General features: G+C 39.7%; 20 protein-coding genes. 11 read left to right on the forward strand and 9 right to left on the reverse strand.

From position 1 onward, the window contains the following. The first annotated feature begins 284 nt into the window (after positions 1-284). From ettA to K1X82_09245, 3 genes are read left to right on the forward strand one after another with little or no spacing between them, the layout of a single operon-like run. A complete protein-coding gene (ettA, locus tag K1X82_09235; protein MBX7182283.1) occupies positions 285-1961 on the forward strand; it encodes an energy-dependent translational throttle protein EttA in 1677 nt (558 codons plus the stop codon). A gap of 37 nt (positions 1962-1998) precedes the next feature. Then, entirely contained in the window at positions 1999-2757 is a 759-nt protein-coding gene (locus K1X82_09240; protein MBX7182284.1) for a 1-acyl-sn-glycerol-3-phosphate acyltransferase, read from the forward strand. Positions 2758-2812: 55 nt separating this feature from the next. Continuing rightward, entirely contained in the window at positions 2813-4963 is a 2151-nt protein-coding gene (locus tag K1X82_09245; GenBank protein ID MBX7182285.1) for a WG repeat-containing protein, read from the forward strand. A 1-nt stretch (position 4964) separates the two neighbouring features. Here the strand turns inward: K1X82_09245 and K1X82_09250 are convergent, their stop codons facing one another. Both K1X82_09250 and folP read right to left on the reverse strand, forming a co-directional pair. Beyond that, positions 4965-5420 (reverse strand): immunity 26/phosphotriesterase HocA family protein, encoded by a 456-nt coding sequence (locus K1X82_09250; protein ID MBX7182286.1) that lies wholly within the window; start codon positions 5418-5420, stop codon positions 4965-4967. Between the two features lie 42 nt (positions 5421-5462). Next, a complete protein-coding gene (gene folP, locus K1X82_09255) occupies positions 5463-6308 on the reverse strand; it encodes a dihydropteroate synthase (protein ID MBX7182287.1) in 846 nt (281 codons plus the stop codon). A 17-nt stretch (positions 6309-6325) separates the two neighbouring features. Here folP and K1X82_09260 point away from each other — a divergent pair, with 17 nt between their 5' ends. Beyond that, on the forward strand, positions 6326-6868 hold the full coding sequence (locus K1X82_09260) for a DUF1599 domain-containing protein (protein ID MBX7182288.1): 543 nt from the start codon (positions 6326-6328) through the stop codon (positions 6866-6868). Here K1X82_09260 and K1X82_09265 read toward each other — a convergent pair. Continuing rightward, positions 6865-8013, reverse strand: a complete 1149-nt coding sequence (locus tag K1X82_09265) for a hypothetical protein (GenBank protein MBX7182289.1) — start codon at positions 8011-8013, stop codon at positions 6865-6867. The genes K1X82_09260 and K1X82_09265 overlap by 4 nt on opposite strands. A gap of 131 nt (positions 8014-8144) precedes the next feature. On the opposite strand from K1X82_09265, the gene K1X82_09270 reads away from it, so the two are divergent. Beyond that, positions 8145-9059 (forward strand): diacylglycerol kinase family lipid kinase, encoded by a 915-nt coding sequence (locus K1X82_09270; GenBank protein MBX7182290.1) that lies wholly within the window; start codon positions 8145-8147, stop codon positions 9057-9059. A gap of 21 nt (positions 9060-9080) precedes the next feature. Beyond that, positions 9081-10205 (forward strand): cysteine desulfurase, encoded by a 1125-nt coding sequence (locus K1X82_09275; GenBank protein MBX7182291.1) that lies wholly within the window; start codon positions 9081-9083, stop codon positions 10203-10205. Between the two features lie 536 nt (positions 10206-10741). Here the strand turns inward: K1X82_09275 and K1X82_09280 are convergent. Genes K1X82_09280 through K1X82_09305 form a run of 6 tightly spaced genes read right to left on the reverse strand, consistent with a single transcriptional unit; the run spans position 10742 to position 16169 of the window. Then, positions 10742-11302 (reverse strand): DinB family protein, encoded by a 561-nt coding sequence (locus K1X82_09280; protein MBX7182292.1) that lies wholly within the window; start codon positions 11300-11302, stop codon positions 10742-10744. A gap of 26 nt (positions 11303-11328) precedes the next feature. Next, positions 11329-12285, reverse strand: a complete 957-nt coding sequence (locus K1X82_09285; GenBank protein MBX7182293.1) for an alkaline phosphatase family protein — start codon at positions 12283-12285, stop codon at positions 11329-11331. After that, positions 12278-13252, reverse strand: a complete 975-nt coding sequence (locus K1X82_09290) for an endo alpha-1,4 polygalactosaminidase (GenBank protein MBX7182294.1) — start codon at positions 13250-13252, stop codon at positions 12278-12280. The genes K1X82_09285 and K1X82_09290 overlap by 8 nt, the downstream gene beginning before the upstream one ends. A gap of 6 nt (positions 13253-13258) precedes the next feature. Next, the gene (locus K1X82_09295) at positions 13259-13870 is read right to left on the reverse strand and encodes a class I SAM-dependent methyltransferase (GenBank protein ID MBX7182295.1); all 612 of its coding nucleotides are present in this window, start codon (positions 13868-13870) and stop codon (positions 13259-13261) included. Positions 13871-13876: 6 nt separating this feature from the next. Further along, positions 13877-15112, reverse strand: coding sequence for an erythromycin esterase family protein (locus tag K1X82_09300; protein ID MBX7182296.1), 1236 nt, complete (start codon positions 15110-15112; stop codon positions 13877-13879). Next, positions 15105-16169, reverse strand: a complete 1065-nt coding sequence (locus tag K1X82_09305; GenBank protein MBX7182297.1) for an alpha/beta hydrolase — start codon at positions 16167-16169, stop codon at positions 15105-15107. Before K1X82_09305 ends, K1X82_09300 begins: the two co-directional genes overlap by 8 nt. 185 nt (positions 16170-16354) lie before the next feature. Here K1X82_09305 and K1X82_09310 point away from each other — a divergent pair, with 185 nt between their 5' ends. From K1X82_09310 to cmk, 5 genes are all read left to right on the forward strand, one after another. Next, on the forward strand, positions 16355-19135 hold the full coding sequence (locus K1X82_09310; GenBank protein MBX7182298.1) for a DNA translocase FtsK: 2781 nt from the start codon (positions 16355-16357) through the stop codon (positions 19133-19135). 464 nt (positions 19136-19599) lie between these two features. After that, positions 19600-20718 (forward strand): hypothetical protein, encoded by a 1119-nt coding sequence (locus K1X82_09315; GenBank protein MBX7182299.1) that lies wholly within the window; start codon positions 19600-19602, stop codon positions 20716-20718. After that, positions 20718-22190, forward strand: a complete 1473-nt coding sequence (locus tag K1X82_09320) for a magnesium chelatase (GenBank protein MBX7182300.1) — start codon at positions 20718-20720, stop codon at positions 22188-22190. Before K1X82_09315 ends, K1X82_09320 begins: the two co-directional genes overlap by 1 nt. 594 nt (positions 22191-22784) lie before the next feature. Then, a complete protein-coding gene (gene porQ, locus K1X82_09325; protein ID MBX7182301.1) occupies positions 22785-23888 on the forward strand; it encodes a type IX secretion system protein PorQ in 1104 nt (367 codons plus the stop codon). Next, positions 23863-24318: (d)CMP kinase (gene cmk, locus K1X82_09330; protein MBX7182302.1), on the forward strand; the 456-nt coding region annotated here is incomplete at its 3' end. The genes porQ and cmk, both read left to right, overlap by 26 nt.

The raw sequence follows: 24318 nt of genomic DNA on the forward strand, positions 1-24318 counted from the left end.
TAAAATGTCAGTTATTAATGCAATAAGAAACAAAATTGTCCTTAGGATATTTGCATGTGTAAGAAATGAAAAAAAGTACGAAAAAAATTTTCAGTACAATGTAAATTGAACATAGAAATCCGATAGCCCGACCATGAGCCCTTGATAAATATGGAAAATCCACACCAAAATAGAAGGCGAATGGGACCCCCCAAATGAAAAAGAATCAACGGAATCAAGTTCTTATTGGAATGAAGTTTAAGCTATTGAGCTAATGCGTATCTTCGCAACCCCAAATTGGAACCATGTCTGACGATAAAAAAATAATATTCTCGATGGTGAAGGTGAGCAAAATTCACCCACCGCAAAAACAAGTTTTAAAAGATATTTACCTGTCCTTTTATTATGGCGCTAAAATTGGCGTGCTGGGATTGAATGGATCGGGAAAGTCGACTTTATTGAAAATTATAGCCGGCTTGGATAAATCGTTTTTGGGTGAAGTGGTTTTTTCGCCCGGATATACTGTTGGTTACCTGGAGCAAGAACCTCAGTTGGATGAGAGTAAAACGGTGAAAGAAATTGTGATGGAAGGGGTTCAAAAGGTGGTTGATATTTTGAAAGAATATGAAGAAGTGAATAATAAGTTTTCGGAGCCGATGAGCGATGATGAGATGAATAAACTTATTACCAGGCAAGGCGAATTAATGGATTTGATTGAGCAGAACAATGCATGGGAATTGGATTCCAAGCTTGAACGTGCCATGGATGCATTGCTTTGCCCGGAAGGTAGCACCCCGATCAGTGTATTGTCGGGTGGGGAACGACGCAGAGTAGCACTTTGTCGTTTGTTGTTGCAAGAGCCTGATATTTTATTGCTGGATGAGCCTACCAACCATCTTGATGCAGAGTCGATTGATTGGTTAGAGCAGCATTTGCAACAATACAAAGGAACCGTAATTGCTGTAACCCACGACCGTTATTTCCTTGACAATGTGGCAGGATGGATTTTGGAATTGGATAGGGGTGAAGGAATTCCGTATCAGGGTAATTATTCGAGTTGGTTGGATCAAAAATCCAAACGTTTGGCTCAGGAGGAGAAACAAGAAAGTAAACGTAGAAAAACTTTGGAAAGGGAGTTGGAGTGGGTTAGGATGTCGCCCAAAGGTCGTCATGCTAAATCAAAAGCCCGTTTATCGTCTTATGACAAAATGTTGAACGAGGATGTGAAACAGAAGGAAGATAAATTGGAGTTGTTTATTCCACCAGGACCCAGATTAGGAACCAATGTAATTGAGGCAAAGAATGTGGGTAAATCGTTTGGTAATAAGGAACTTTACCACAATTTGAATTTTAATTTACCTCCGGCAGGGATAGTTGGAATTATTGGCCCCAATGGTGCCGGTAAAACCACCATTTTTAAAATGATTATGGGAATGGAGAAGGCCGATAAGGGAGAGTTTATCGTTGGAGAAACGGTTAAATTAGGTTATGCCGATCAAACCCACAAGGATATTGATCCGAACAAAACGGTTTATGAGGTTATTTCGGGTGGAAATGAAGTGTTGGAAGTTGGAGGAAAAACAATCAATGCAAGAGCCTATGTAGGTAAATTTAATTTTACCGGACCTGATCAAGGTAAAAAGTGCGGTGTATTGTCAGGAGGAGAACGCAACCGTCTGCATTTGGCAATTACCTTGAAAAGTGGTGCCAATGTGTTGCTGCTCGATGAGCCAACCAATGATATTGATGTGAATACCTTGCGTGCCTTGGAGGAAGCTTTGGAGAATTTTGCGGGTTGTGCTGTAATTATTAGCCACGACCGTTGGTTTTTAGACCGGGTTTGTACCCATATTTTGGCTTTCGAAGGAAATGGTGAGGTGTATTACTTTGAAGGAGGCTATTCGGAATATGAAGAAAATGTGAAAAAACGCCTCGGCGACAGTGCTAACCGTAAAGCAAGATATAAGAAATTAGTAGCATAATTCAATTGGAAATAAAACCCGCTTTCCGGTTGGCTTTATGAAAAAAAGACTGAAGTATCCATTCCGTAATATTTGGAGGTTAGTATTCTTTGTAAATACCTTCATTAGTCTTGTTCCGTTGTATCCATTCTTTTTAGTTTGGGTAAACGATGAGAAGCACTTTAGAAAGGCCTTTCGGCTAAAGAAGGTCTGGGCCTGGTTAATGCTTTATCCATTAGGGGTGAGATGGATAGTGGAACAGGAGGAGGAATTGTCTGATGGACCTTATGTTATTTGTCCAAACCATACCTCCTATTTAGATATTATAGTTTCCTATTTAACCTTTCCGCTATACTACCATTATTTAGGGAAGGTGGAATTAACCCGATGGTTCTTATTTAATATCTTTTTTAAAAAGATGAATATACCCATTGATAGAGAAAATGGAAAAAGGGCTTATTCGGCTTTGGATCGTGCCAAAAAGGATTTGGATAAAGGAATTAGTATAGCTATTTTTCCGGAAGGAACAGTTTCTCCCAATGCGCCGGAGTTGTGTAGGTTTAAAAATGGTGCCTTTAAATTAGCCATCGATAAACAAGTACCTGTTTTGCCTGTTACCTTTATTAACAATTGGAATATTCTTCCAGGTAAAAATTTAAGTTATAAAGGAGGAGGACCGGGAAGGTCGAAAGTTATTATACATAAGCCTTTGCTTACAACAGGAATGGGAGAGGGTGATTATGAAGCCTTAAAAAATCAGGTTATTGGAATTATTGAAAATAGAATTGCTGCTGAAACCGGTATGAATAAGTCCTGAGAATTCTAGCTAAATTCTTGTTGCAATCCCGATATTTTTTGGTTTACTTTGCCAGGTGAGACGTCCTTTATCATTGATTTTATTGGTTATATGTTTGGTTGAGACATTACCAATTCGTGCACAATCTCTCCAAAAGGGATTTGAGGCTTTGAAGCAATACGATTATTTTCTTGCCAAAAAGGTGTTTTATAAGAAATTAAAGAAAGAGGTATGTCCTTCTTCCTATGGTTTAAGTTTAATTTACTTCGATCATTTAAATCATTTTCATTCATTGGATTCGGCCTGGAAATATATTCAACTTTCGGAACGTAGTTTTTTAGCCGAAAAGCCAAAGAAATGGGATAAATGGAAAGAGGATTTTGGGTTTGGAGCTAATTCGTTTCAGGTTGTTAAAGATAGTATTTATGAGAAGGATTTCAGGTATACAAAGCAACTAAGAACCATTGCCAAGTGCGAGAAGTATATGAAGGATTACCCGGCATCCGGCCATTTGCCCGAGGTGGAAAAATTAAGAAATACCATTGCATTTGAAAAATCTTCAGTTGAAAATACCTGGCAGGCTTACCAAAACTTTATGCAAACCTATCCCAAAGCCCAGGATTTTTCATTGGCCAAAGAGCGGTATGAATTGCTGTTATTTCAGGATTTGACCAGGGGAAATTCAATCGATGACTATGCAAAGTTTATTGAGAAATATCCTGAAAGTCCGTATGTTGAACAAGCTGAAAATTCTATTTATGCAAAAAGTACCAGAACCGGTGCCATTCGGGATTATTACGCTTTTATTAAGCGGTTTCCCAAAAACCACAATGTAGATGCTGCCTGGAAAAATATGTATGTATTAAGCACTACCGATTTTAGTCCGACCAGCATAGCCGAATTTAGATTAGAATATCCAGACTATCCTTATAAAGACGAGGTGCTAAAGGATTTTGATTTAAGCCGAACCAGTTTTTATCCGGCTAAGTTGGGAGAATTATGGGGTTATGTTGATAGTTTGGGAAATGAGATGATCCCATTTGTATATGAAAGTTGCGAACCTTTCTCTGAAGGTTTGGCTGAGGTGAGTGTTAATGGTAAGTTTGGGTTTTTGAATAAAAATGGTAGATTGGCTATCCCGGCAATTTATGATGAAGTTCAACCATTTAAAGGTGTTTTTGCAGTGGTGGTTCAAGGCGATAAATCAGGGGTTATCCATAAAACCGGACGACAAGTAATCCCTTTGGAATACGATGAATTGGATGATGAAAGTGAAGGGATGTTCAGGGCTGCTAAATCGGGAAAGTACGGTTTTTTAAATACCCAGGGTAGGGTGGTTATTGACTTTCAGTTTGATGATGCCTCCGATTTTAATGAAGGTTTGGCCTTGGTTAAAAAGAATGGTTTATTTGGATTTATTGATTCCAAAGGAGCTATGATTAGTGATTTTAAATACGACTGGGCCGGTAATTTTTCAAAAGGAATGGCCAAGGTTCAGAAGCTTGGTAAATTTGGTTATATCAATAAAAGCGGACAAGAATTTGTGCCGGTGGTTTATGATAAAATTGCTGAGTTTGAAGATGGCTTATCCAAAGCAGTTTTAAATGGAAAGTGTGGGTTTTTAGGAATGGATGGTAAAGTGATGATACCTTTCGAGTCGGAATGCAATCCGGACAATATTTTTGAGGAAGGATTCAGCAATGGCTACTCTAAATTTGAAACGAAAACAAAAAAGAAAAAAGGACCTCCGGTTTTGGAAAAGGGATTAATGGATAAAGAAATGCGAACCATTGTTCCTGCAAATTATGAAGATGTTGGAAAGCTTCAGGAAGGATTGGTGGCAGTGAAGAAAAAAGGAAAATGGGGGTTTGTGGATCTTAATTTGAAGATAATTGTTCCTTTTCAATTTGAAATGGCCTGGGAATTTAAAAATGGATTAGCCAAAGTAAAATTAGGCGGTAAACTAGGAATAATTGACCAGATCGGAAAGGTAAAAATACCTTTTGAATTTGATGAAATTCAGGATTCAAGATTAGGTGTATTGGTCGTGAGAAAAGGGGAAAAGTTTGGATTGATGGATGAAAATGGAAATTACTTGATTACTTGTGAGTTGGATGAGCTGTTACTTCCTTTAAAAGATGAATTGATGCAAGTAAGAAAAGACGAGAAAATGGCTTACTTTAATTTAAAAACCAGAACCTTTGTTTGGAAGGAGAATGGTTTTTAGCTTAAATCAGTTTTAATTGGTTTTCCCATTGGTTTTCTTTGCCATCGAAATAATCCTGAATCCTTTCTGCAACCTGATAAGCTTCCCATACGGCACAACGTTCCAATCCCATGCAATCCTCCCGAGTTGCAGGAGTAGTTCTACCGGTTTCCGGCTGGTATAATTGGATGATCCCGGGTTGATGCATATCCTGAATGAACTGTAATGGCAGTTTTTCCAAAACCGGCAAAGATTTCCCAATTTTTTTCCATTTTCCTTGATTTATGTCTTGCTTATAAACTGCAATTACAAAAAGGATTTTAGATTGCCGGATGAACTCCGGGCTAATTTCTTCGCTTTGACAAATGGAAAAAATAGCAACTTGGTTAAAACCTAATAATTGGCCGTACCCAAAGCGGTTTTTGGAAAGGGGTATTTGAACTAAATCTCCAATTTTCAAACGCTGCTTGTTTGCCATTTTTTTTTGGGATTGTTTTGGGGTATAAAAGTCTTGAATGAGTTAAAGATCTTCATTCATTTCCAGCATTTCATAGAGTTTAATACATTCCCGGGCTTCTTTAACGTCATGAACCCTGAGAATTTTTGCTCCACGTTCCAGCGCCCACATATGCAAGGCTGTTGTTCCATTCAATGCATTTTCAGGGCCTATTTCCAAAGCTTTGTAAATCATGCTTTTTCTTGAAATTCCTGCTAAAATTGGGTAATCTAAATGTACAAATTGGTCAAGCACTTTTAGAAGCTGAAAATTGTGACGTAAATTTTTTCCAAATCCAAATCCGGGGTCTAAAACTATATCATGCACTCCCAAGGCCTTAAGTTTGGTGGTTCTTTCGATAAAAAAATCCATCACCTCAGTAATAACATCCTGGTAGTTGGGTTGCAGTTGCATGGTTTCCGGTCTTCCCTGAATGTGCATTAAAATATATGGAACCTGCAGTTTAGCAATGGTTTCAAACATTTTTTCGTCCATGGTTCCACCTGAAATATCGTTGATTAGGCTGGCTCCCTGGTACACCGCATGTTTGGCTACCTCAGCTTGATAAGTGTCAATACTGATTATGGTTTGAGGGAAGTGCTTTAAGATTAAATCAATGTATGGCAATAGTCGTTGAAATTCATCTTCTGCTCCAATTCTAGTAGAACCATGACGGGTACTTTGCCCGCCTAAATCCAAAATATCGGCGCCTTCTGAAAGCATTTTTTCCACAAGGTTTAAAACCTCGGTTTGGTTGGTATATTTGCCCCCGTCGAAAAAGCTATCCGGCGTAAGGTTAACAATACCCATTATTTTGGGTTTGCTAAGGTCTAACAGCTTTCCCCGACAATTAATAGTTTGATTTTTCATATTTAAAAAGCCTTCCAATGTCCACCTCGCAGCAATACGATGATGCCATAAGATCATGCAAAGATATTTTTACAAAGAAGATGAAAGACTATGGAACTGCATGGAGAGTTTTAAGAACCAGCAGTATTACAGATCAGATTTTCATCAAAGCCCAACGAATTCGCAGCATAGAAGAGAAAGGAACCCAAAGGGTGAATGAAGATATTAGTTCAGAATTTATTGGAATGGTCAATTATTCTATCATCGGATTGATACAATTGCACCTCGCCGATAGCTCCCAATTGGATTTAGAACCCGAAAAAACTGTTCAATTGTATAACCGTTTTGCTCAGGAAGCAAAGCAATTGATGGAAGATAAAAACCACGACTACAATGAAGCTTGGAGACAAATGAGGGTTAGTTCATTTACCGACTTGATTTTAATGAAGATTATGCGAATTAGACAAATTGAGGACAATCAAGGAAATACCCTTATTTCAGAAGGAATCGATGCCAACTATTTTGATATTCTGAACTACAGCGTTTTTGCCTTAATCAAATTGGCAGAAGCAGGAAATTAAGGAAGTTTTTTTTGGTCCTTTAATTCCTTTTCCTGAATAATGGAATAACTGGAGAAAACAGATAAATTACCAACCGACTCTTTCCCAAAAAAATTTTCGCTAAAGCTTCGGTGCATTTTATGAAATGCACGGTTTTCCGGATAAGGCAAAGTATTCATTTCTCCCAAGCCCCAAAAGGTTAAATCGATGTATTTCCATTCAGGGTTTTGTGGGTGGTGTTTAACATAGGGTCGAATTTCGAATGGTAGCTTTTCTAATTCTTCGGTATTTAAATATATGATGGCTTGTTTGGTTTTTCCTGAATATAAATCAAAGCTTAAAAAGGAATCCCATTTGCCGGTTAAAAATAACCAGGGTAAAATTCCGGCAACAACCAATACTGCAACTTTGTATGCGCTGATTCGGTTGGGTTCCCATGTACCCCAGGCCAAAGCTCCTTGATTCCAAAACAATAAAAAGGTCAAGATTGCCATACCAATATTCCAAGGCCAGGTAATATAATTCCAGCTATGTCCAAACGGACCTAAACAGGCCAATATAAAGCCATGGGTTAAAATGGCCAATACCACAGCCACATTTCTGGTTTGTTTGAAAAATAAACCAATGCCGGTTACTACTTCCACTATGGCGATTATATAACCGGTGAATGAAGGAATATCGGTAATTCCTAGTGGAGATGTAAAGGGCTGAACAAACCAGGGATGTACTGATTCGATAAATGCAACATTGAACTTAAAGAAGCCACTAAAAAAGTACATGAAACAGAAGTATAACCGAATGCCTTTTATAGCATTGTCTGCCTCCTTTGGGTCGGACGTTTGATTTAAGGCCAAGCCCCAAAACACAAACAATAATTGCAAATAATAAGGCTGTATCCGGTTGTAATCGTATAACATCAAAAAAAGCAACAAACCTGTAAAGCCAACTAAAATAAGCCTGGTGTTCTTCAGAAATAAGGTCGCAATCATAGATGCAAAGAGCAATGCATAAAATACGTAATTCAGCCAGTCGGGTAGGGGAGGTAAAGCGTAAAAAACCGGTGCCAGCGGAAATAATCGCGGTGTCCAAACTTTAAAAGCCATTACTAGAAAGGCCAACATCAATATGGCTGAAACTCTTTTTATCCAAACTACCCTTGAATCCATAACAAAAAATTTTCCAAAACTAACTTTCTTTATGAATTCGCATTCCTGCTATTTCTTTTTTTCGAAAAAATACCAGCGTTCAGCTAAACTTTTTTTTGAATGAAAATTTGTTTTCCTTTACACCGAATAAAATGGAAAATACCTGGTTTATAATTGCCAATCCTAAAAGCGGAAAAGGCAAATTGAAAAGAGAAAAGGAAAAAGTACAATCCCTGTTGATGTCGGCCGGAATAACTGCTGAATGGCATTTTACTGATTACGCCGGCCATGCCATTGAATTGGCCAAACAGGCTTCTCTTCAAGGTTATTCCAATTTTATTTCAGCAGGTGGTGACGGTACCTTACATGAGGTCGTTAATGGACTCATGCTCTCTAATTTACCAACCACCTTTACTGTAGGCCTCATTCCAATTGGAACCGGTAACGATTGGGCTAAAACTTTTGAATATCCAATTCAAACCGAAAAGGCAGTAGAGCGAATTAAAACAGGCAATTCAATCTTACATGATGTCGGTAAGGTGGTTTTACAATCCGAAACCGGCGAAATTACCAAGTACTTTATCAATATCGCCGGACTTTGCTACGACGCCTTTGTAACACACCAAACCAATGTTGGTAAAGCTAAAGGTGAAGGTGGAAAGTTCTATTACCTCAAAACTATTTTAGCCAATTTGTTTTCTTACCAAAATACCTTGGTAATCTATGCCGTGGATGGACAGGAATTTTCCGGACCTATGTTTAATCTTTGTGTAGGAATTAATCGCTTTAATGGAGATGGTGTGCAACAATGCCCCTACGCCAAACCCGACGATGGCCTTTTCGATATAACTGCTTATACCGATTTTACCAAGCTTCAGCTTATTTCCAATTTACCTCATCTAAAAACCGGTGCCTTTGTAAAACACCCCAAAATGCGCATCCATACCGGAAAGGAAGTTAAGGTTAGTTCGGTACCGGAAGTTATGGTAGAAGCCGATGGGGAAGACTTGGGAATGACACCTGCAACTTTTTCCATCCTTCCTCAAGCTATACGAATGATTGTGTAAGATGTAACTTACCTTTGTTCCATGTCATTTCCTGTGTATTTGGATTATAACGCAACCACTCCGGTTTTATCCGAAACCATGGAGGTGGTATTGCCCTTGTTTACCCGTGATTTTGGAAATGCCTCCAGCAATACGCATCGATATGGTTTTAAAGCTGCAGATCTGGTAAAGAAATCCAGGGAACAACTGGCTTCCATACTCAATTGTGAACCCAATGAACTATATTTTAATTCAGGCTCAACCGAAGGTATTAATACCGCTCTTAAAGGCTTGTTTTGGACGCATGCTGCCAAAGGAAAGCACTTTATTTCCGTAAAAACAGAACATAAAGCAGTGTTGGATTGCCTGGATTTCCTCGAAACCCAAGGGGCGGAGATATCCTGGTTGGAAGTTGGAAAGGATGGAAGAATTCAACTCGACGAACTTCAAAAACTTATCCGTCCGGATACCATCGCTGTTTGTGTGATGCTTGCCAATAACGAAACCGGTGTAATTCAGGATATTGAGTCTATTTCTGCCTTGGTGCATCAAGCAGGAAGCAAGTTGGTTTGTGATGCTACCCAAGCTGTCGGAAAAATACCTGTGGATATTAAGCAATTGGGAGTAGATGTGCTCGCTTTCTCCGGACATAAATGCTATGCCATGAAAGGTATTGGCGGACTTTTCGTCAGACGCAAAAATCCCAGAGTTTCTTTGCCTCCGTTGTTGCATGGTGGTGGACATGAGAATGGTCTTCGAAGTGGTACTTTAAATGTTCCCGGAATTGTTTCCCTGGCAACTTCTCTCCAACTAGTTTATTCCGGTTTAACAAATGAAATTGAGCGTCAAAAAAAGTTACAGCAAATCCTGGAAGATGGTTTGCAAAGATTAGGATGCCTTACAGTTGCTTCCCAATCACCCCGATTGCCCAATACTACCATGGCTTTGTTGCCCGGTATAAAAGCCGAAAAGCTTATAACTCAATTGCCTGGTTTTGCTTTTTCAACCGGCTCGGCCTGCACTTCTGCCATTCCCAAACCTTCTCATGTGCTGGTGGCTATGGGTTACATGGAACAAGCAGATTCTGCCATTCGGATTTCGCTCGGAAGAATGACTCAACAGGCTGATATTGAGGCTTTTTTGAATGCTTTGGGACTAGTTTTATAGGTTTTGCAGCTATTTGGGAGTTTAGGTTTTGGGAAAGAATTTCAGGAAAAGTTTTGGGTTAAATAATTTAAAAATTTGGCGGGCCTTTTTGCCTTCCAAACTTTATCTAAGTTCAAAAGGAGTGCAAGCGGCAAAAAGCCGGGCTATCCGTTCCTAGTCCTCGCCCCAAAAGGGTTTGGGGCTGTGGGCTATCCACTACTATCCCTGCCCGATGAAACCCCAACCGGCCGTCATTCTACCACACTTTAGTAAGTGCCAAAATGACTTGCACATAGAATTGAATCTTCCTACATCCCATCGCACTTGTCATTTGAACGAAGTGAACAAATGACAAGTGCGGGATAAATTTAATGATTGGTAACAGAACTATTTTTGAGGTACGCACCTCGGGCAACGATTGAGGCAAGTAGACCACAGGACCACGACGGCGTTAGCCTAGGGGGACGAGGACTACAGCCGAAAGCGTGACCTGAACGCCCAATGCAGGATGGTAGAAGTTTACAAGGAAATTAGGATGGGCGGAAGGGGCCCGCATACTAAACATTCACTTCAGAGGTAGAATTATTAAGCAGGTTCGGATCCAGTAAATGCGAATACCTTTCCTGAAGAGTTTTGAAATGCCTGCGTTGATGACCTGCGATAATAAATGCGATAGAGGCAACGGAATATTCCCCTTTAAAACTCATTCCGGTGCGTACTAGTTTTTCATGGTCGAAACTTTTGAAAAGCGCTATGGTAGAGGAATACAAGAGATTAAGTTCAAACACCAAATCGTCCGGATTTCGATGATTGGCACTTGCATTTCTGGCATATTCATCTTCATCGTAGACAGGCAGGTGCAACTTTTCTCCCCGGGAGTAACAAAGTGCCCGATAGGCGAAAATCCAGGTAGAGTCGATCAGGTGTTGCAAGATATCGTTAAGTGTCCATTTGCCTTCCTGATAGGTAAGGGTTCCTAAGGTTTTCCAGGTGTTCCAATCCCACTGGAGAAGTTCATTTTGAGCAAGTTGTAAAATTTCAACAGGAGTTACATCTTCGCAAAAATCGATGGTTTTTTGGAAGTAATCGGGTAGTGGAGGAAGTTGGCTTTTTTTCATATTTCAAAATTGAACAAGGCAAAGATTCAGAATAACGGAAGACCGTCCCATTCCCAGGTTGAATCCGGTTGAATTTCGAGGTATTTAAAGATGCTGGGCAGAATATCCACATTTCGGGCATTTGCCAATTCGTTGTGAGGGATACCTGGAATTCGAACAATTTGGAAAACATAGCGAGTTTCGGGCAAATCATCCTGGTCGCCATGGCTTGTTCCATTTCCACCATGGTCGGTAACTACCACCACCATCCATTGTTCGCCCTTTGTCAATTCGCGCTGATGAATTGCGTCCATGAGTTGTTGAATATGTCCGCCAACCGTTTGAATAGCTTGTATATATTCCGGATTAGAAGGCGAGAACCCGGAGCTATGGCCGGTTTCATCAACATCATCGAAGTGTAAAAGTAACACATCCGGATTGCAGTTTTGGAGTAATTCCAAGGCTTTATCCTTCACTTCCAGGTCTGATTCAACGGGTTGAGCATAATCTTCTTCGGTAGTAAGTCGCAGGAAATTATCCCAATGAGAAATGGTAGCTAAGGAATAGGAAGGATTATGAAGGCGGAGGTAATGGAAGATATCGAGGTATTTACCATAGTTGAGGTTGCTGATATCATTGGAGGTAACACCATGTTTATTGGGCCAAACTCCGTGAAGAAGGGTTGACCAGCCCGGACAACTTACTGTGTAAGGTCCTCGATCGGTATTGAAATTAACAATACTATGAGCCATTAGGGTATCCAGGGCCGGCGCATGTGCGGCTAACATGGCATCGGTTCGGCACCCATCAATTCCAAGAAACAAGACCTTTTTCACCGGCGATGCACCTTGAACACAATCGGATCGGATTTCGTCGGAGGGAAGGGAGTCGGAGCTATCGGATTTTGTACAAGCACCTAAAAATAGGGAAGGAAAGACGGAAATTAGGAAGTACTTTTTCATTTGAATTGCAGTTTGGCCTGCCAAGTGGGTTGAATTATTCATAATATTCAAAAGCATCAATTATATCCAAATAAACCCCATCAAAACCGGCATTTTGTATTTTGGTTAAGTAGGAATCTGAATTTCCATAGATGATTTTCTGCCAATCACTTTCCCAGTATTTTACTTTGTAGTTTCCCGGCCAATCCGGATTTTCAGCATCTAGCCAAACAGGTTTATTGCTTGCCCAATCCGAATTCCAGTAATATCGATAATCTTCTGCTTCCCCAATTGACATATAGCAAATAACCAATCTTTTACCTCCATTTGCTTTGTTCTTTAGTTGAGCTACTTCTTGTGAAGTAAATGAGCTGCTATCCCAAAAGAATAAGTCCATCACGAGTAAATCATAGTTGGTAGCAGTAACGGCATCGATGAAATCTTGTTTGGTATCGAAAGTGTCGTTATTGATTAGGTAAAGGAAGTTTTTGGCCTGGGAAAGAGATAGGATTGCTTCTGAATTTTCATTGAAAATGGGCGAAGGGTAGGTTGGAATGGTTCTAAGTTCCCGGTCATCGGCAGCAAAGGAAATATAAGCTTGATTGAAATTGTTTTGATAGGACTGATCCACAAAAGCCGGTGTCCAACAATAATCAATTGCTAAAATGGTATTCCCTGCACTTTTGGAACGATTTAGAAAGCCGGTTAAATAGTCAATTGATTCAGCAGGAGTTGCTACATTGTCCGAATCATATCCATAGTATAAATCTTCTTGTCCATGTCCATCAATAGCATCCAGATAGGTTGTAGCCAGTGGGGAGTTGGGTTCTCCATCTTCAGTAACAAGTTCTATCCCATTTTGAGGAATAATGATGAAGCCTGAATCCTGGCTTTTGGCAGTTTGACTAATTGAAATAACGAATTCCCGCATTCTTTGCATTGAATCTACGGAGTTGTCAACTTCCTTTTTACATGAAGAGAAGAAAATGAAGGTGAGCAAGGCTCCTAGGGTGAGGGCATGGTTTTTCATGGTATATTATTTTTTTCCAATATATCGGATAACACATCCGGTTCCGTTGTGGTAAACGCCTTCATGAAGTTCAATTTCTACTTCTTCTAAAACCAGAGTTTGTAAGGTATGAAAATCCTGTTCAACCATGGCAATTGAAAAAAGAAAGTCAGGATTCTTGGGGCCTCCAATGGCCGGATTCTTAGCTACATATTCTAAGTTATTTAAACTAAATCCTTCCATGATAATATGCCCTTCATTTTTTAATAAATCAATTGACCGAAGATGAAATGTAGTACGAATGGATGGTGGAAGATGGGAATAAATTAAAGCGATTGCATCAAAGGAGCTGAAGTCCCAGTTTATTTCGGAGGCATCACCTACCAGGTAGTTTATTTTAACCCCACGTTTGTTGGCTAATTCGATAGCTTTTTTTTGGCCTTCCTTGCTTTGGTCGAATGCCCATACCTCCCAACCAAGTTCTGCTGCAAAAACTGCATTTCTGCCTTCCCCTTCTGCGGCAAAAAGGATTTTACCCGGTTTAAGTTTTCTTAATTCATCAGCTAAAAATTCATTAGGTTCTTCTCCGTAAGCAAAGACTTGCTCTTGATATCTGTTATTCCAAAATTCGGCGTCCATTTAAGTTTAATTATAGGTTGGTATATGAGCAGTTTTTACTACAATGATTCCGTCAAAACGTTGAATAGGTACAAAATTCAATCGTCCGCCATTCTCTAATTCAAATGCAGAACTGATTTGGTGAGATTGGGGGCAAGATTGAAATCCTCTTCTTAAGTTGGTAAATGTAATTGGATAATGGGAGTACAGGGTTTCAATATCGGAGTTGCCGGGCTTATCCAAAATTTTGGTTGACCTGGTCCACCATTCATAGGTTTCTCCCTGTTGTGCAAACAATCCCAAATGGTAACTGGCATCCATCATTCTTTCTTTGATGTAATGCCCAAGCCATTTATATGGATTTCCTGCGGGTGAAGTTTTGTCAATATGTCCATTGTGGGCCCAAAGTATTACTTTTTTGTTTGGATAAAACTGTTGCAGTTGCCAAAACAGATTGTCTGCCATAATGCTATCTCGCTTAGCAGATGGATCTTCATGGTTCCAGTCCAGGCTAACTCCTGCTTTCAAATTGTTTATTACCCTCCATAAAAATTGATAGTCCAATTCTGAAATTTTAAATGAAGTAAGTATGTTTTGTTTGTTGTTTTTTAGTAAGTTATGAATGTAGTCGCACGATTTTGAAATAGAATCGGCCAAAGCAATAAGTGGTTTTTTGTCTTCTTGCCAAAGCAGGGAGGGGATTCGCATGTATTTGGCAAAATTTTGCATGAGACTATCCGCATTTCTTGGCGTTATTTTTCGGGTAATTTCTTGTACTAGAAACATGGAAGTTCCAAAGTTTTGACTATCGATACCGATGAAATGTAAAGGTTTTTCTTTGGACTTACTGGATTTTATTAATTCGAAAAGAGGCATTATTTCCCGGCATTGGAAATTGGTATAAACTGTTCCGTTCCTGAGCATTAATGGAGTTAGGCTATCTATTTTGTTTAATGTAAAATGGAGGTCTCCAATTCCACTTTCCATAGCCAATACCTCAAAACCACATTCTTGATAAAGGAATTGAACTAACCTGGATTTTAACGCATAAAATTCTCCAATTCCATGAGAACTTTCACCAAGCAAAACAATTTTTTTGTCCTTCACCAATTCTTTTAATTGTTGTAGGTCAGAAAAGTCATCGCCGCTTAATTGTATGGATACTGCCTGGTTGCGAAGACAGGTGTCTACCTGGGCATTGGAAATAGTAAACCAAAACAAACTACTTGCTAATACAGCGAAAAATAACAGGCCTTTATTCATTTGGAATGGTAATAAATTGTTTTAAGAAATTCGACATTTCGGTTCTGCATTTTACTGCTTCGGGAATGTTTTGCTCGGAATCGAATGTATGCCACATTCCTTCCCATATTCTCAATTCGACCGGGATACCTGAGTTTCGTAAATTCCAATATAATCGGGTGCAATCACTTAAGAGTAAATCCCTGGTACCGGTGCTAATCATGGTTGGAGGAAAATCCTTGTTATAGCTGCCGTATACAGGTGAAATAATAGGATTTTTAGGGTCATTTTTTCCAATATATGTTTTAGCACATAGTTTAATTTGTGACTTCCAGGTAATGATTGCATCCCGATTTCGATTGGAGGTGTAACTATCTCCGGAACCGGTAAGGTCTGTCCAAGGACTAAATAATGCAATGGCTGCAGGCATTTTAAAATGGTTGGTTTGGGCTTTTAGAAGAGTTGTTAATACCAGATTTCCTCCTGCAGAACTTCCAAATGCAAGAATTGGAAGGTGGGGATATTTTAAGGTTAGTCCTACATAGGCATGAAAACAATCAGAAACAGCAGCCGGAAAAGGGAAGGCTGGAGAAAATGGATATTCAACAGAAACAATGGTAATGCCTAAACTTTTACACATGTCGGCGCAGAGAAAATCCCTTGATGAGCCTAGAATAAATGCCCCACCATGAATGTAAAAACCAATGGCTTGGTCGGACATGATTCCGGTTGGAGGTGTATAAATGGCAACTGCGATTCCATTTAAGCTATCCATTCGAATGCTAACCCCGGAGGACATTAAATAGTCTTCCAATGCCAGGTTGTTTTCCCGGTTCAGTTTTTCTCTTACACGGGTCGATAAGTTTTGAGGTATTTTAAAAAGGGGAATTCGACGAGCGCGGTGTTTTTTAATAAATTGTACTGCCTCTTGGCTCAATGGTACTGTTTGGTAGCGATTGATTTTAGTTCCGGAACATGAATAAAGTAATATAGCAATTAATAGTAAGTAAGAGTTTGAATATAAATTTTTTATATTGAATTTAAATTTGGTAATATGTCTGAAATAGGAAGAGGACATAAGTAGTTTACTGCAAATTCAAAAGTAATGGAACAAAGCTGATTTTCTAAATTTTTTGGCAGAAGCTATCAACTGAATTTAGGCAGAGGTGTTAACAATTTCACGTTGATAAAAAAAACGAAAACAAGGCATTAAGGACTTGCTACCACGAGCAATAAAATACCTTTGCTTCCGGTTAGAATTCCATGCCAGTAGAAGAAAAAAATACAATTAAAAATACGTTTAGAACACCTGCTCCACCTCCTCCTCAAGAAGTTTTTGTTGAAGAGAAAGTAGATGATAAAGGTAGTTCTGCTCAACCCAAAGCAAAAGAAAAAGAAAAAGAAAAGCCCTCAGCTAAGTCCACACCCAAAGCAAAACCTTCTGCAGAACCAGATCTTTCAAAAAGTTCCTTTAAAGAATCGATTGTTCAGTTTATAACAGATCGCCGCACTCGGAGTATTAGTGGATTATTCCTGGTATTCTTTTCTGTTTATTTGTTATTGGCCTTTGTATCCTGGTATTTCAATTGGATTTTTGATGCAGATAAGCTAAGTTCTGATTTGCCAATCCTGGTTGGTAATCCGGAAGTACAGGTCGATAACTGGATGGGTAAGTTTGGTGCAATCCTTTCCAATTTTTTCTTAAAGCAAAGTTTTGGTATTGGCTCCTTCTGTTGGCTGGTACCCTTGTTTGTATTGGGATTTAAATGGATGTTTGGAGTAAATTTAATTTATCCGGCAAAAGCATTTTGGCATTCTTTTTTTCTTTCCATTTGGCTTTCTGTAACCGTTTCCTTTGCAATTGGCTCATGGGTTCAACTGGGTGGTGCATTCGGGTATCAGGGGAATATATGGCTAAGTAGCTTGTGGGGTGCTACCGGAACCGGGATGTTAACCGGATTTTTGGGCTTATCCTATATAATTTTTGTGCTCAACCCAAGTTTCGAAAATGCAGCGAATTGGTTTCAAAAAACTGCTATTGAAACAACCGAGAAAATGCATTCAGCCAATACTTCTGAACCGGATTTAGAAGCTGAATTAATGGCAGAACTCCGAAAAGAACAAGAGGTGGTTGAGCAAGTTGAATCACCTGAGGAGGAGACAGAGCCGGTTTTTAATACAGTTCGGGAAGAGAAAGAAGGCGTAATATTCGAAGTTCCTGAAATTGACCCGGCCGACCTGGAGCCTAGGTTGGTGGTAAGAGAGGAGGTTGTAGTTCCGGTTTTCGAAACTCCAATTCAAGATATCAAGGATTTGGAAGATGATGGTTTAACCCTAACCATTTTGCCTACTGCCGAAGAGAGAATAGTAGAAAAGGTTGAACAGGAGGCCGTTCCCTTTGTAGTTAATGGTCTATCTGAAACTACAAACAAAGAATCGGAGGAATTTAAAGTTGAACCCAAAGGGGAGGCAGCTAACGTTGCTGTTGGTTTGGAAAATCCGGAAGATCTGGCAGCAGCCATGGTAGCTCGATACGGTGAATTTGATCCAACACTCGAATTGCCCGATTATAAATACCCGGTTGCCGATTTATTGGTAAATTACCCTTCCAACGCCGGAAATGTGACCAAAGAAGAGCTGGATGGTAACAAAAAGCAAATTGTTCAAACCCTGAACAATTATAACATTGAGATCCAAAAAATTCAAGCTACCATTGGTCCAACAGTTACACTTTACGAAATAGTACCTGCGCCTGGGGTGAGAATCTCCAAAATTAAAAACCTGGAAGATGATATTGCCCTCAGCTTGGCTGCTTTAGGTATTCGGATTATTGCTCCAATGCCTGGAAAAGGTACCATAGGCATTGAGGTGCCTAACCAAAATCCCGATATCGTTCCTATGAGGGCTTTGATTAGCTCTGAAAAATTCTTAACTACTAAAATGGATTTACCGGTGGCTTTAGGTAAAACCATCAACAACGAAACCTTTATTGCCGACCTGGCTAAAATGCCTCATTTGCTTATGGCAGGTGCCACCGGACAAGGTAAATCGGTTGGCTTAAATGCCATTTTGGTTTCCTTGCTATATAAAAAGCATCCTTCTCAACTAAAATTTGTTCTTGTCGATCCTAAAAAGGTAGAGTTGACGCTTTTTAATAAAATTGAACGTCATTTTTTGGCTAAACTTCCCGACGCAGAAGAAGCCATTATCACTGATACCAAAAAGGTTATTCATACTATTCAATCGCTTTGTATCGAGATGGATAACCGGTATAATTTACTTAAAGATGCTCAAGTTAGGACCATCAAGGAATACAATGCTAAATTTTGCGGACGCCGATTGAATCCAAATGAAGGCCATCAATACTTGCCATACATTGTTTTGGTAGTTGATGAGTTTGCTGATTTGATTATGACAGCCGGTAAAGAAGTGGAAATGCCAATTGCCCGTTTGGCACAATTGGCACGTGCGGTTGGAATTCACCTGATCATTGCTACCCAAAGACCTTCGGTAAATATCATTACAGGTACTATCAAAGCCAATTTCCCGGCTAGAATTGCCTTCAGGGTTACCTCAAAAGTTGATAGTAGAACTATCCTGGATGCAGGTGGAGCTGAACAATTGATTGGTCGTGGTGATATGTTGTTAAGTACCGGAAGTGATTTGATTCGCTTGCAATGTGCTTTTGTTGATACCCCGGAAGCTGAAAAAATTACTGATTTCATCGGTTCCCAAAGGGGCTATTCCACAGCCTTTAGTTTGCCTGAATATGTTGGTGAAGGTGGTTCGGATGAAGTGGAGTTTGAAGCAGGCGAAGTGGATAGCTTGTTTGAAGATGCGGCACGAATTGTGGTGGCCACTCAGCAAGGTTCAGCTTCTCTGTTGCAACGTAAACTCAAATTGGGCTACAACCGTGCCGGGCGTTTGGTCGATCAGTTGGAGCAAGCAGGTATCATTGGCCCTTACGAAGGTAGCAAAGCCCGCCAGGTTCTCATTAAGGATGAAATGAGCCTGGATGCCATTCTACAGAAGGTGAGAGGCTAACCACCTTCAAGTTATTTGCAAACTTTTCAAAATCAGGTTGTGGGAATTCGAACCTTCAATTATTCCATCTCGTCTTTTTTATTTACTATGCGTACCTCCTTCCGCACCCAAGTTTTCCATATAATCCAATAAACCCAAATTTTAATCAATAGGAGGATTTCAAATCCGAACTACTTGATTTAGTTGGGTTTACCCCTCCCGAAGCATTTCGGGAAGAAGTTGTTATCAATTTGGACAAACAAATTGATTTTCAAATTTTTAACTCGTTAATGCATTTTTAATGAGTAATCTGGGATAAATTTGCTAGGTGCTTTCGGGTCGGACTATCCACTCCTATCCCTGCCTGATGCTGCATCCTATATGTTGGGGGAATAGCCCTTCTTTTTTGCATTCTAAATGGTTTTTCCGATTTTTGTTTTTGGCCATTATTCATTCTCCGTTGTTGTTTACTACTTTTGTATAATATGAATACCAGCTACCGTAAAGGTTTTACTTTTAAATCGTACGAAGCACCCAATGTATCGCCTTTCGATAGACTTTTTGAGCTATTCAAGGACCTTATTACTCACACCTCAGGCGATTTTGAAGAGGCAATAGATTGGTTAAGGATGCTCGACAAAGAATATACCCTAACCGACGAGTCCTATACTATTGATGATTTTATTGAAGACCTGAAGCAAAAGGGCTATATCCGCGAAGAACTCAACCCCGACGGAACTGGTGGCTTGGGCATCACCTCCAAAACCGAACGTGCCATACGACAACAAGCCCTCGAACAAATTTTTGGAAGCCTTAAACTTACAGGCACCGGAAACCACAAAACAAAATATGCCGGACCGGGCGACGAACAAACTGGCGAATTCAGGACTTATAATTTTGGCGATTCACTCGAAAGTATCTCCATGACCGAGAGCCTTCGCAATGCCCAAATAAACAATGGCGTAGGCGATTTCACCCTCACCGAACACGATCTGGTAGTGGAAGATGCCCAGTATAAAGCTCAGATGAGTACTGTGCTCATGATTGACATTAGCCATAGCATGATACTTTATGGTGAAGACCGAATTACCCCGGCTAAAAAGGTTGCCATGGCATTAGCCGAACTTATTACCACTCGCTATCCAAAAGACACGCTCGATATTTTGGTTTTTGGTAACGATGCCTGGCCTATTGCAATTAAAGATTTGCCATATTTGAAAGTCGGACCTTACCATACCAACACTGTTGCAGGTCTGCAACTGGCCATGGATTTGCTCCGCCGCAAACGAAATACAAACAAGCAGATATTTATGATTACCGATGGCAAACCTAGTTGTGTTAGGGAAAAGGACGGTAACTATTATATGAATAGCAATGGTCTCGATCCCTATATTGTAGAACAATGCTATACCCAAGCTCAGCAAGCTCGTAAATTGCACATTCCAATTACCACCTTTATGATTGCCAATGATCCTTATCTGCAACAATTTGTCGATAAATTTACCGAAGCCAATCAAGGAAAAGCTTTCTATACCGGTTTAAAAGGCTTAGGTGAAATGATATTTGAAGACTATGAAACCAACCGAAAAAAGAAATTGAAATAATGAATATTACCTCCATACATACTCTTGGTGAACTCAAAGCTGCAGGCTACATTTCCCAACCTATTAAAAACGAATTGCGGACCAACCTGCGCAAAAAAATTATGGCAGGCATTCCTGTATTCGAGGGAGTTCATGGTTTTGAAAATACAGTTATTCCTGAATTGGAAAGAGCCATTCTTTCGCGCCATAACATCAATTTGCTTGGTCTACGTGGACAAGCAAAAACTCGTCTTGCTCGCAAAATGGTCGAACTGCTAGATGAATACATCCCGGTGGTAGCAGGTTCCGAAATAAACGATGACCCGCTTAAGCCAATTTCAAGATTTGCAAAGGATTTGATTGCTTCTCAAGGTGACAATACTCCTGTAGAATGGCTTCATCGCAACGACCGCTTCTTCGAGAAATTAGCAACCCCTGATGTAACCGTGGCCGACTTAATTGGAGATGTAGACCCAATTAAGGCTGCTAACCTAAAACTATCCTATGCCGACGATAGGGTAATTCATTTCGGTATGATTCCAAGGGCCAATCGTTGCCTATTCGTTATCAATGAACTCCCCGATTTGCAAGCCCGTATTCAAGTTGCCTTGTTCAATATTTTGCAAGAAGGTGATGTTCAAATTCGTGGCTACAAGGTGCGTTTGCCCCTCGATATTCAGTTTGTATTCACGGCAAACCCTGAAGACTATACCAATCGAGGTAGCATTGTTACCCCACTTAAAGACCGCATTGGTTCGCAAATACTCACCCATTACCCTGAAAGTTTAGAGGTAGCCCGATTAATAACGGAACAGGAAACAAGACTTGATTCGCTTCAATCGGAAATGGTGTATGTTCCTAGTTTAGCCAAAGACTTGCTGGAACAGATTAGTTTTGAAGCCCGCGATAATGAATTTGTTGACAACAAAAGTGGAGTAAGTGCCAGGATGAGCATCACCGCTATGGAAAACCTCATTAGCACTGCCGAAAGAAGAGCGCTGAAAGCTGGTCAGGCAAAAACTACTGTTCGCTTATCTGACTTTATGGGGATTATTCCAGCCATAACAGGCAAAGTTGAATTAGTTTATGAAGGCGAACAGGAAGGGGCAGCAACAGTTGCCATGAACTTAATTTCAGATGCAGTAAAAACACTCTTTCCCGCCTATTTTCCAAAAATTGAAAAACTGGAAAAAGATAAAAAAGCAAGTCCTTATGCTGAGATAGTGGAATATTTCATAAACGAAAGCGGACTAGAAATTATGGACGAAGCCACCGATGAAGAATACCAATCGGAGCTGGATGCTATAGGGCCTTTGAATGCATTAGTGGAAAAATACCAATCCGATTTTCCAAAAGAGGATATCTATTTCTTAAAAGAATTTCTCCTTTGGGGATTGGTTGAATATAAAAAACTAAGCAAAGACCGCTTCACTGAAGGTTTTCAATTCAGCGACTTATTTGGTAATTATGTCAATAAATCCTTGAAGAATTAGTATAAACACAGGTATAGAAAAGATGAAACATTACCCTTTTCGGAGTGGGAAAAATGTCATTTAAACAAGTTCCTTTTATAAGAACATTGGCATCTGTGGTTACAAATGAAGTTTGAGCCTAAAAGAGCAATTACAGAATTACTTTCGGAATTTGAAAACAATAATCGTTTTGAAATCTTTGTATTTGAAGTATTGGCAAGTCATAATAGATTTCTAATGCAGAATTTATGTTGAATGCGACGGTAATTGGGGCTTGCACCCCGGGCAACGATAGAAACGGAAAGCCCGCAAGGATGGACGAAGAGTAACGGAGGACAGCCGCGGACTTGGAGTGGATAGCGTGACCATACCGCACTTGCAGGAGCCTGGGATTTTTACCCAAGATTGTTGGTGCGGTATGGGGCCCGCCTAATCCTAAACATACTACTAGTAGACCGGGATTAGAAAAATGGGCATGTTTATTTCGCTTTAAATGGCACTCTAATCCATCTTAGAGGTACGACAGATAGCTTGTGCAGAACTTAGATTTTTTTTGTGGACAATAATTTAAAATCGTACACGTTTGGTTGCCTCATTTTTATTTAATTTGCCGTGGTGAAATTCTTCTTCTCTAAACCTATATTCTTATTCTTTGTTTCCTTATTTCTATTAGGACAAAATTCCTATGCTCAACTAGGAGGAAACAACGTATATGAAGTTCTTAACTTTACGGTTCCTGCTCGTATTGCAGCCCTTGGAGGACATGCTATTGGTATAAGGGATAAGGATTTGAATTTGGTTTCGGAAAATCCTGCTGCATTATCCGATGAAATGCATAATTCCTTGACAGTCAATTATGTGAATTATTTTGCCGGAATAAATTATGGATACATCGCTTATGCCCGAAGTTTAAAAAAGCATGGAAATTGGGGTGCATCCATACTTTATAACAATTTCGGCAAGTTTACCCGTACCGATGAAATGGGAAATGTGCTGGGTGAGTTTCATGCATCGGATTATGTGTTAGGAGGAACCTACAGCCGCAGTTTTGACTCGGTATTTCACATGGGTGCGACTGTTAAATTATTGTTTTCTCAGTACGACACCTACAACTCCTTTGGATTCGCATTGGATTATGCTGCAACCTATCAAAGCAAAAATAAAAGTACTGTTGTTACTGCCCTTATTCGAAACATGGGGGCAAATTTGAAGGCCTATAACAAAGGTCAAGGAGGACCAATTCCCTTTGAAATTCAATTGGGCGTATCTCATCGATTTAAGTACGTTCCCTTGCGTGTTTCTATGGTTGTAACTAATCTCAACAGACCCAATTTAGTGCCCGATAACCCTAATGCTGTTCAGCAAACCGATCCCTTAACCGGTGAAGTAATTGATACAAAGCCAAAGATTGGCGACAAAATCATGAGACATTTCGTCTTTGGTGCTGAACTTATTCCATTTAAATCCTTGTTCCTAAGAGTAGGTTATAATTATCAGCGCAGACAAGAAATGAAAGTTTCTACACGTGCTGCAATGGTAGGTTTTTCCTATGGATTTGGTATACGTATCTCTAAATTTGAAATTAGTTACGCAAGAGCTTCCTATTCTTTGGCAGGTGGTACTAATCATATAACCATCAGCACTAATATCGACGCATTTAAAAGTAAAAAGAAAAATACAAGTTCAACCCAGGATGAAAAGAATAACCATAGCAATTGACGGCTATTCTTCGTGTGGAAAAAGTACCATCGCCAAATCGTTGGCGGCTAAATTAGGCTATTCCTATATCGATTCAGGTGCCATGTACAGGGCCGTTACAGTTTATGCTATGCAAAATGGTTTATATGAAAATGATACGTTAAATCAAGATGCTTTAGTTGAACAACTAGGTAATATTAATATTGGTTTCGAATTTAATCCGGAACGCGAAGCTTCCGATACCTTTCTAAATGGTATGAATGTGGAAAAGGAAATTCGAATGATGCAAGTTAGTGAGCGTGTAAGTAAAGTTTCATCCATTAAAGAAGTTCGTGAGAAAATGCGAGCCATTCAACAGCGTTTTGGCAAAAATAAAGGGGTTGTAATGGATGGCCGTGATATTGGTACCGTTGTTTTTCCGGATGCTGAACTTAAGTTGTTTATGACTGCC

The organism is Bacteroidia bacterium (assembly GCA_019695265.1).
GTDB lineage: Bacteria > Bacteroidota > Bacteroidia > JAIBAJ01 > JAIBAJ01 > JAIBAJ01.

Coding starts and splice junctions, on each gene's coding strand:
- K1X82_09305 (MBX7182297.1), bottom strand. CDS start 16,169: ATGTCCTCTTCCTATTTCAGACATATTACCAAATTTAAATTCAATATA.
- folP (MBX7182287.1), bottom strand. CDS start 6,308: ATGAAAAATCAAACTATTAATTGTCGGGGAAAGCTGTTAGACCTTAGC.
- K1X82_09315 (MBX7182299.1), top strand. CDS start 19,600: ATGAATACCAGCTACCGTAAAGGTTTTACTTTTAAATCGTACGAAGCA.
- K1X82_09280 (MBX7182292.1), bottom strand. CDS start 11,302: ATGAAAAAAAGCCAACTTCCTCCACTACCCGATTACTTCCAAAAAACC.
- K1X82_09260 (MBX7182288.1), top strand. CDS start 6,326: ATGTCCACCTCGCAGCAATACGATGATGCCATAAGATCATGCAAAGAT.
- K1X82_09270 (MBX7182290.1), top strand. CDS start 8,145: ATGGAAAATACCTGGTTTATAATTGCCAATCCTAAAAGCGGAAAAGGC.
- K1X82_09265 (MBX7182289.1), bottom strand. CDS start 8,013: ATGGATTCAAGGGTAGTTTGGATAAAAAGAGTTTCAGCCATATTGATG.
- ettA (MBX7182283.1), top strand. CDS start 285: ATGTCTGACGATAAAAAAATAATATTCTCGATGGTGAAGGTGAGCAAA.
- K1X82_09285 (MBX7182293.1), bottom strand. CDS start 12,285: ATGAATAATTCAACCCACTTGGCAGGCCAAACTGCAATTCAAATGAAA.
- K1X82_09295 (MBX7182295.1), bottom strand. CDS start 13,870: ATGGACGCCGAATTTTGGAATAACAGATATCAAGAGCAAGTCTTTGCT.
- K1X82_09250 (MBX7182286.1), bottom strand. CDS start 5,420: ATGGCAAACAAGCAGCGTTTGAAAATTGGAGATTTAGTTCAAATACCC.
- K1X82_09275 (MBX7182291.1), top strand. CDS start 9,081: ATGTCATTTCCTGTGTATTTGGATTATAACGCAACCACTCCGGTTTTA.
- K1X82_09310 (MBX7182298.1), top strand. CDS start 16,355: ATGCCAGTAGAAGAAAAAAATACAATTAAAAATACGTTTAGAACACCT.
- K1X82_09240 (MBX7182284.1), top strand. CDS start 1,999: ATGAAAAAAAGACTGAAGTATCCATTCCGTAATATTTGGAGGTTAGTA.
- K1X82_09300 (MBX7182296.1), bottom strand. CDS start 15,112: ATGAATAAAGGCCTGTTATTTTTCGCTGTATTAGCAAGTAGTTTGTTT.
- K1X82_09320 (MBX7182300.1), top strand. CDS start 20,718: ATGAATATTACCTCCATACATACTCTTGGTGAACTCAAAGCTGCAGGC.
- K1X82_09290 (MBX7182294.1), bottom strand. CDS start 13,252: ATGAAAAACCATGCCCTCACCCTAGGAGCCTTGCTCACCTTCATTTTC.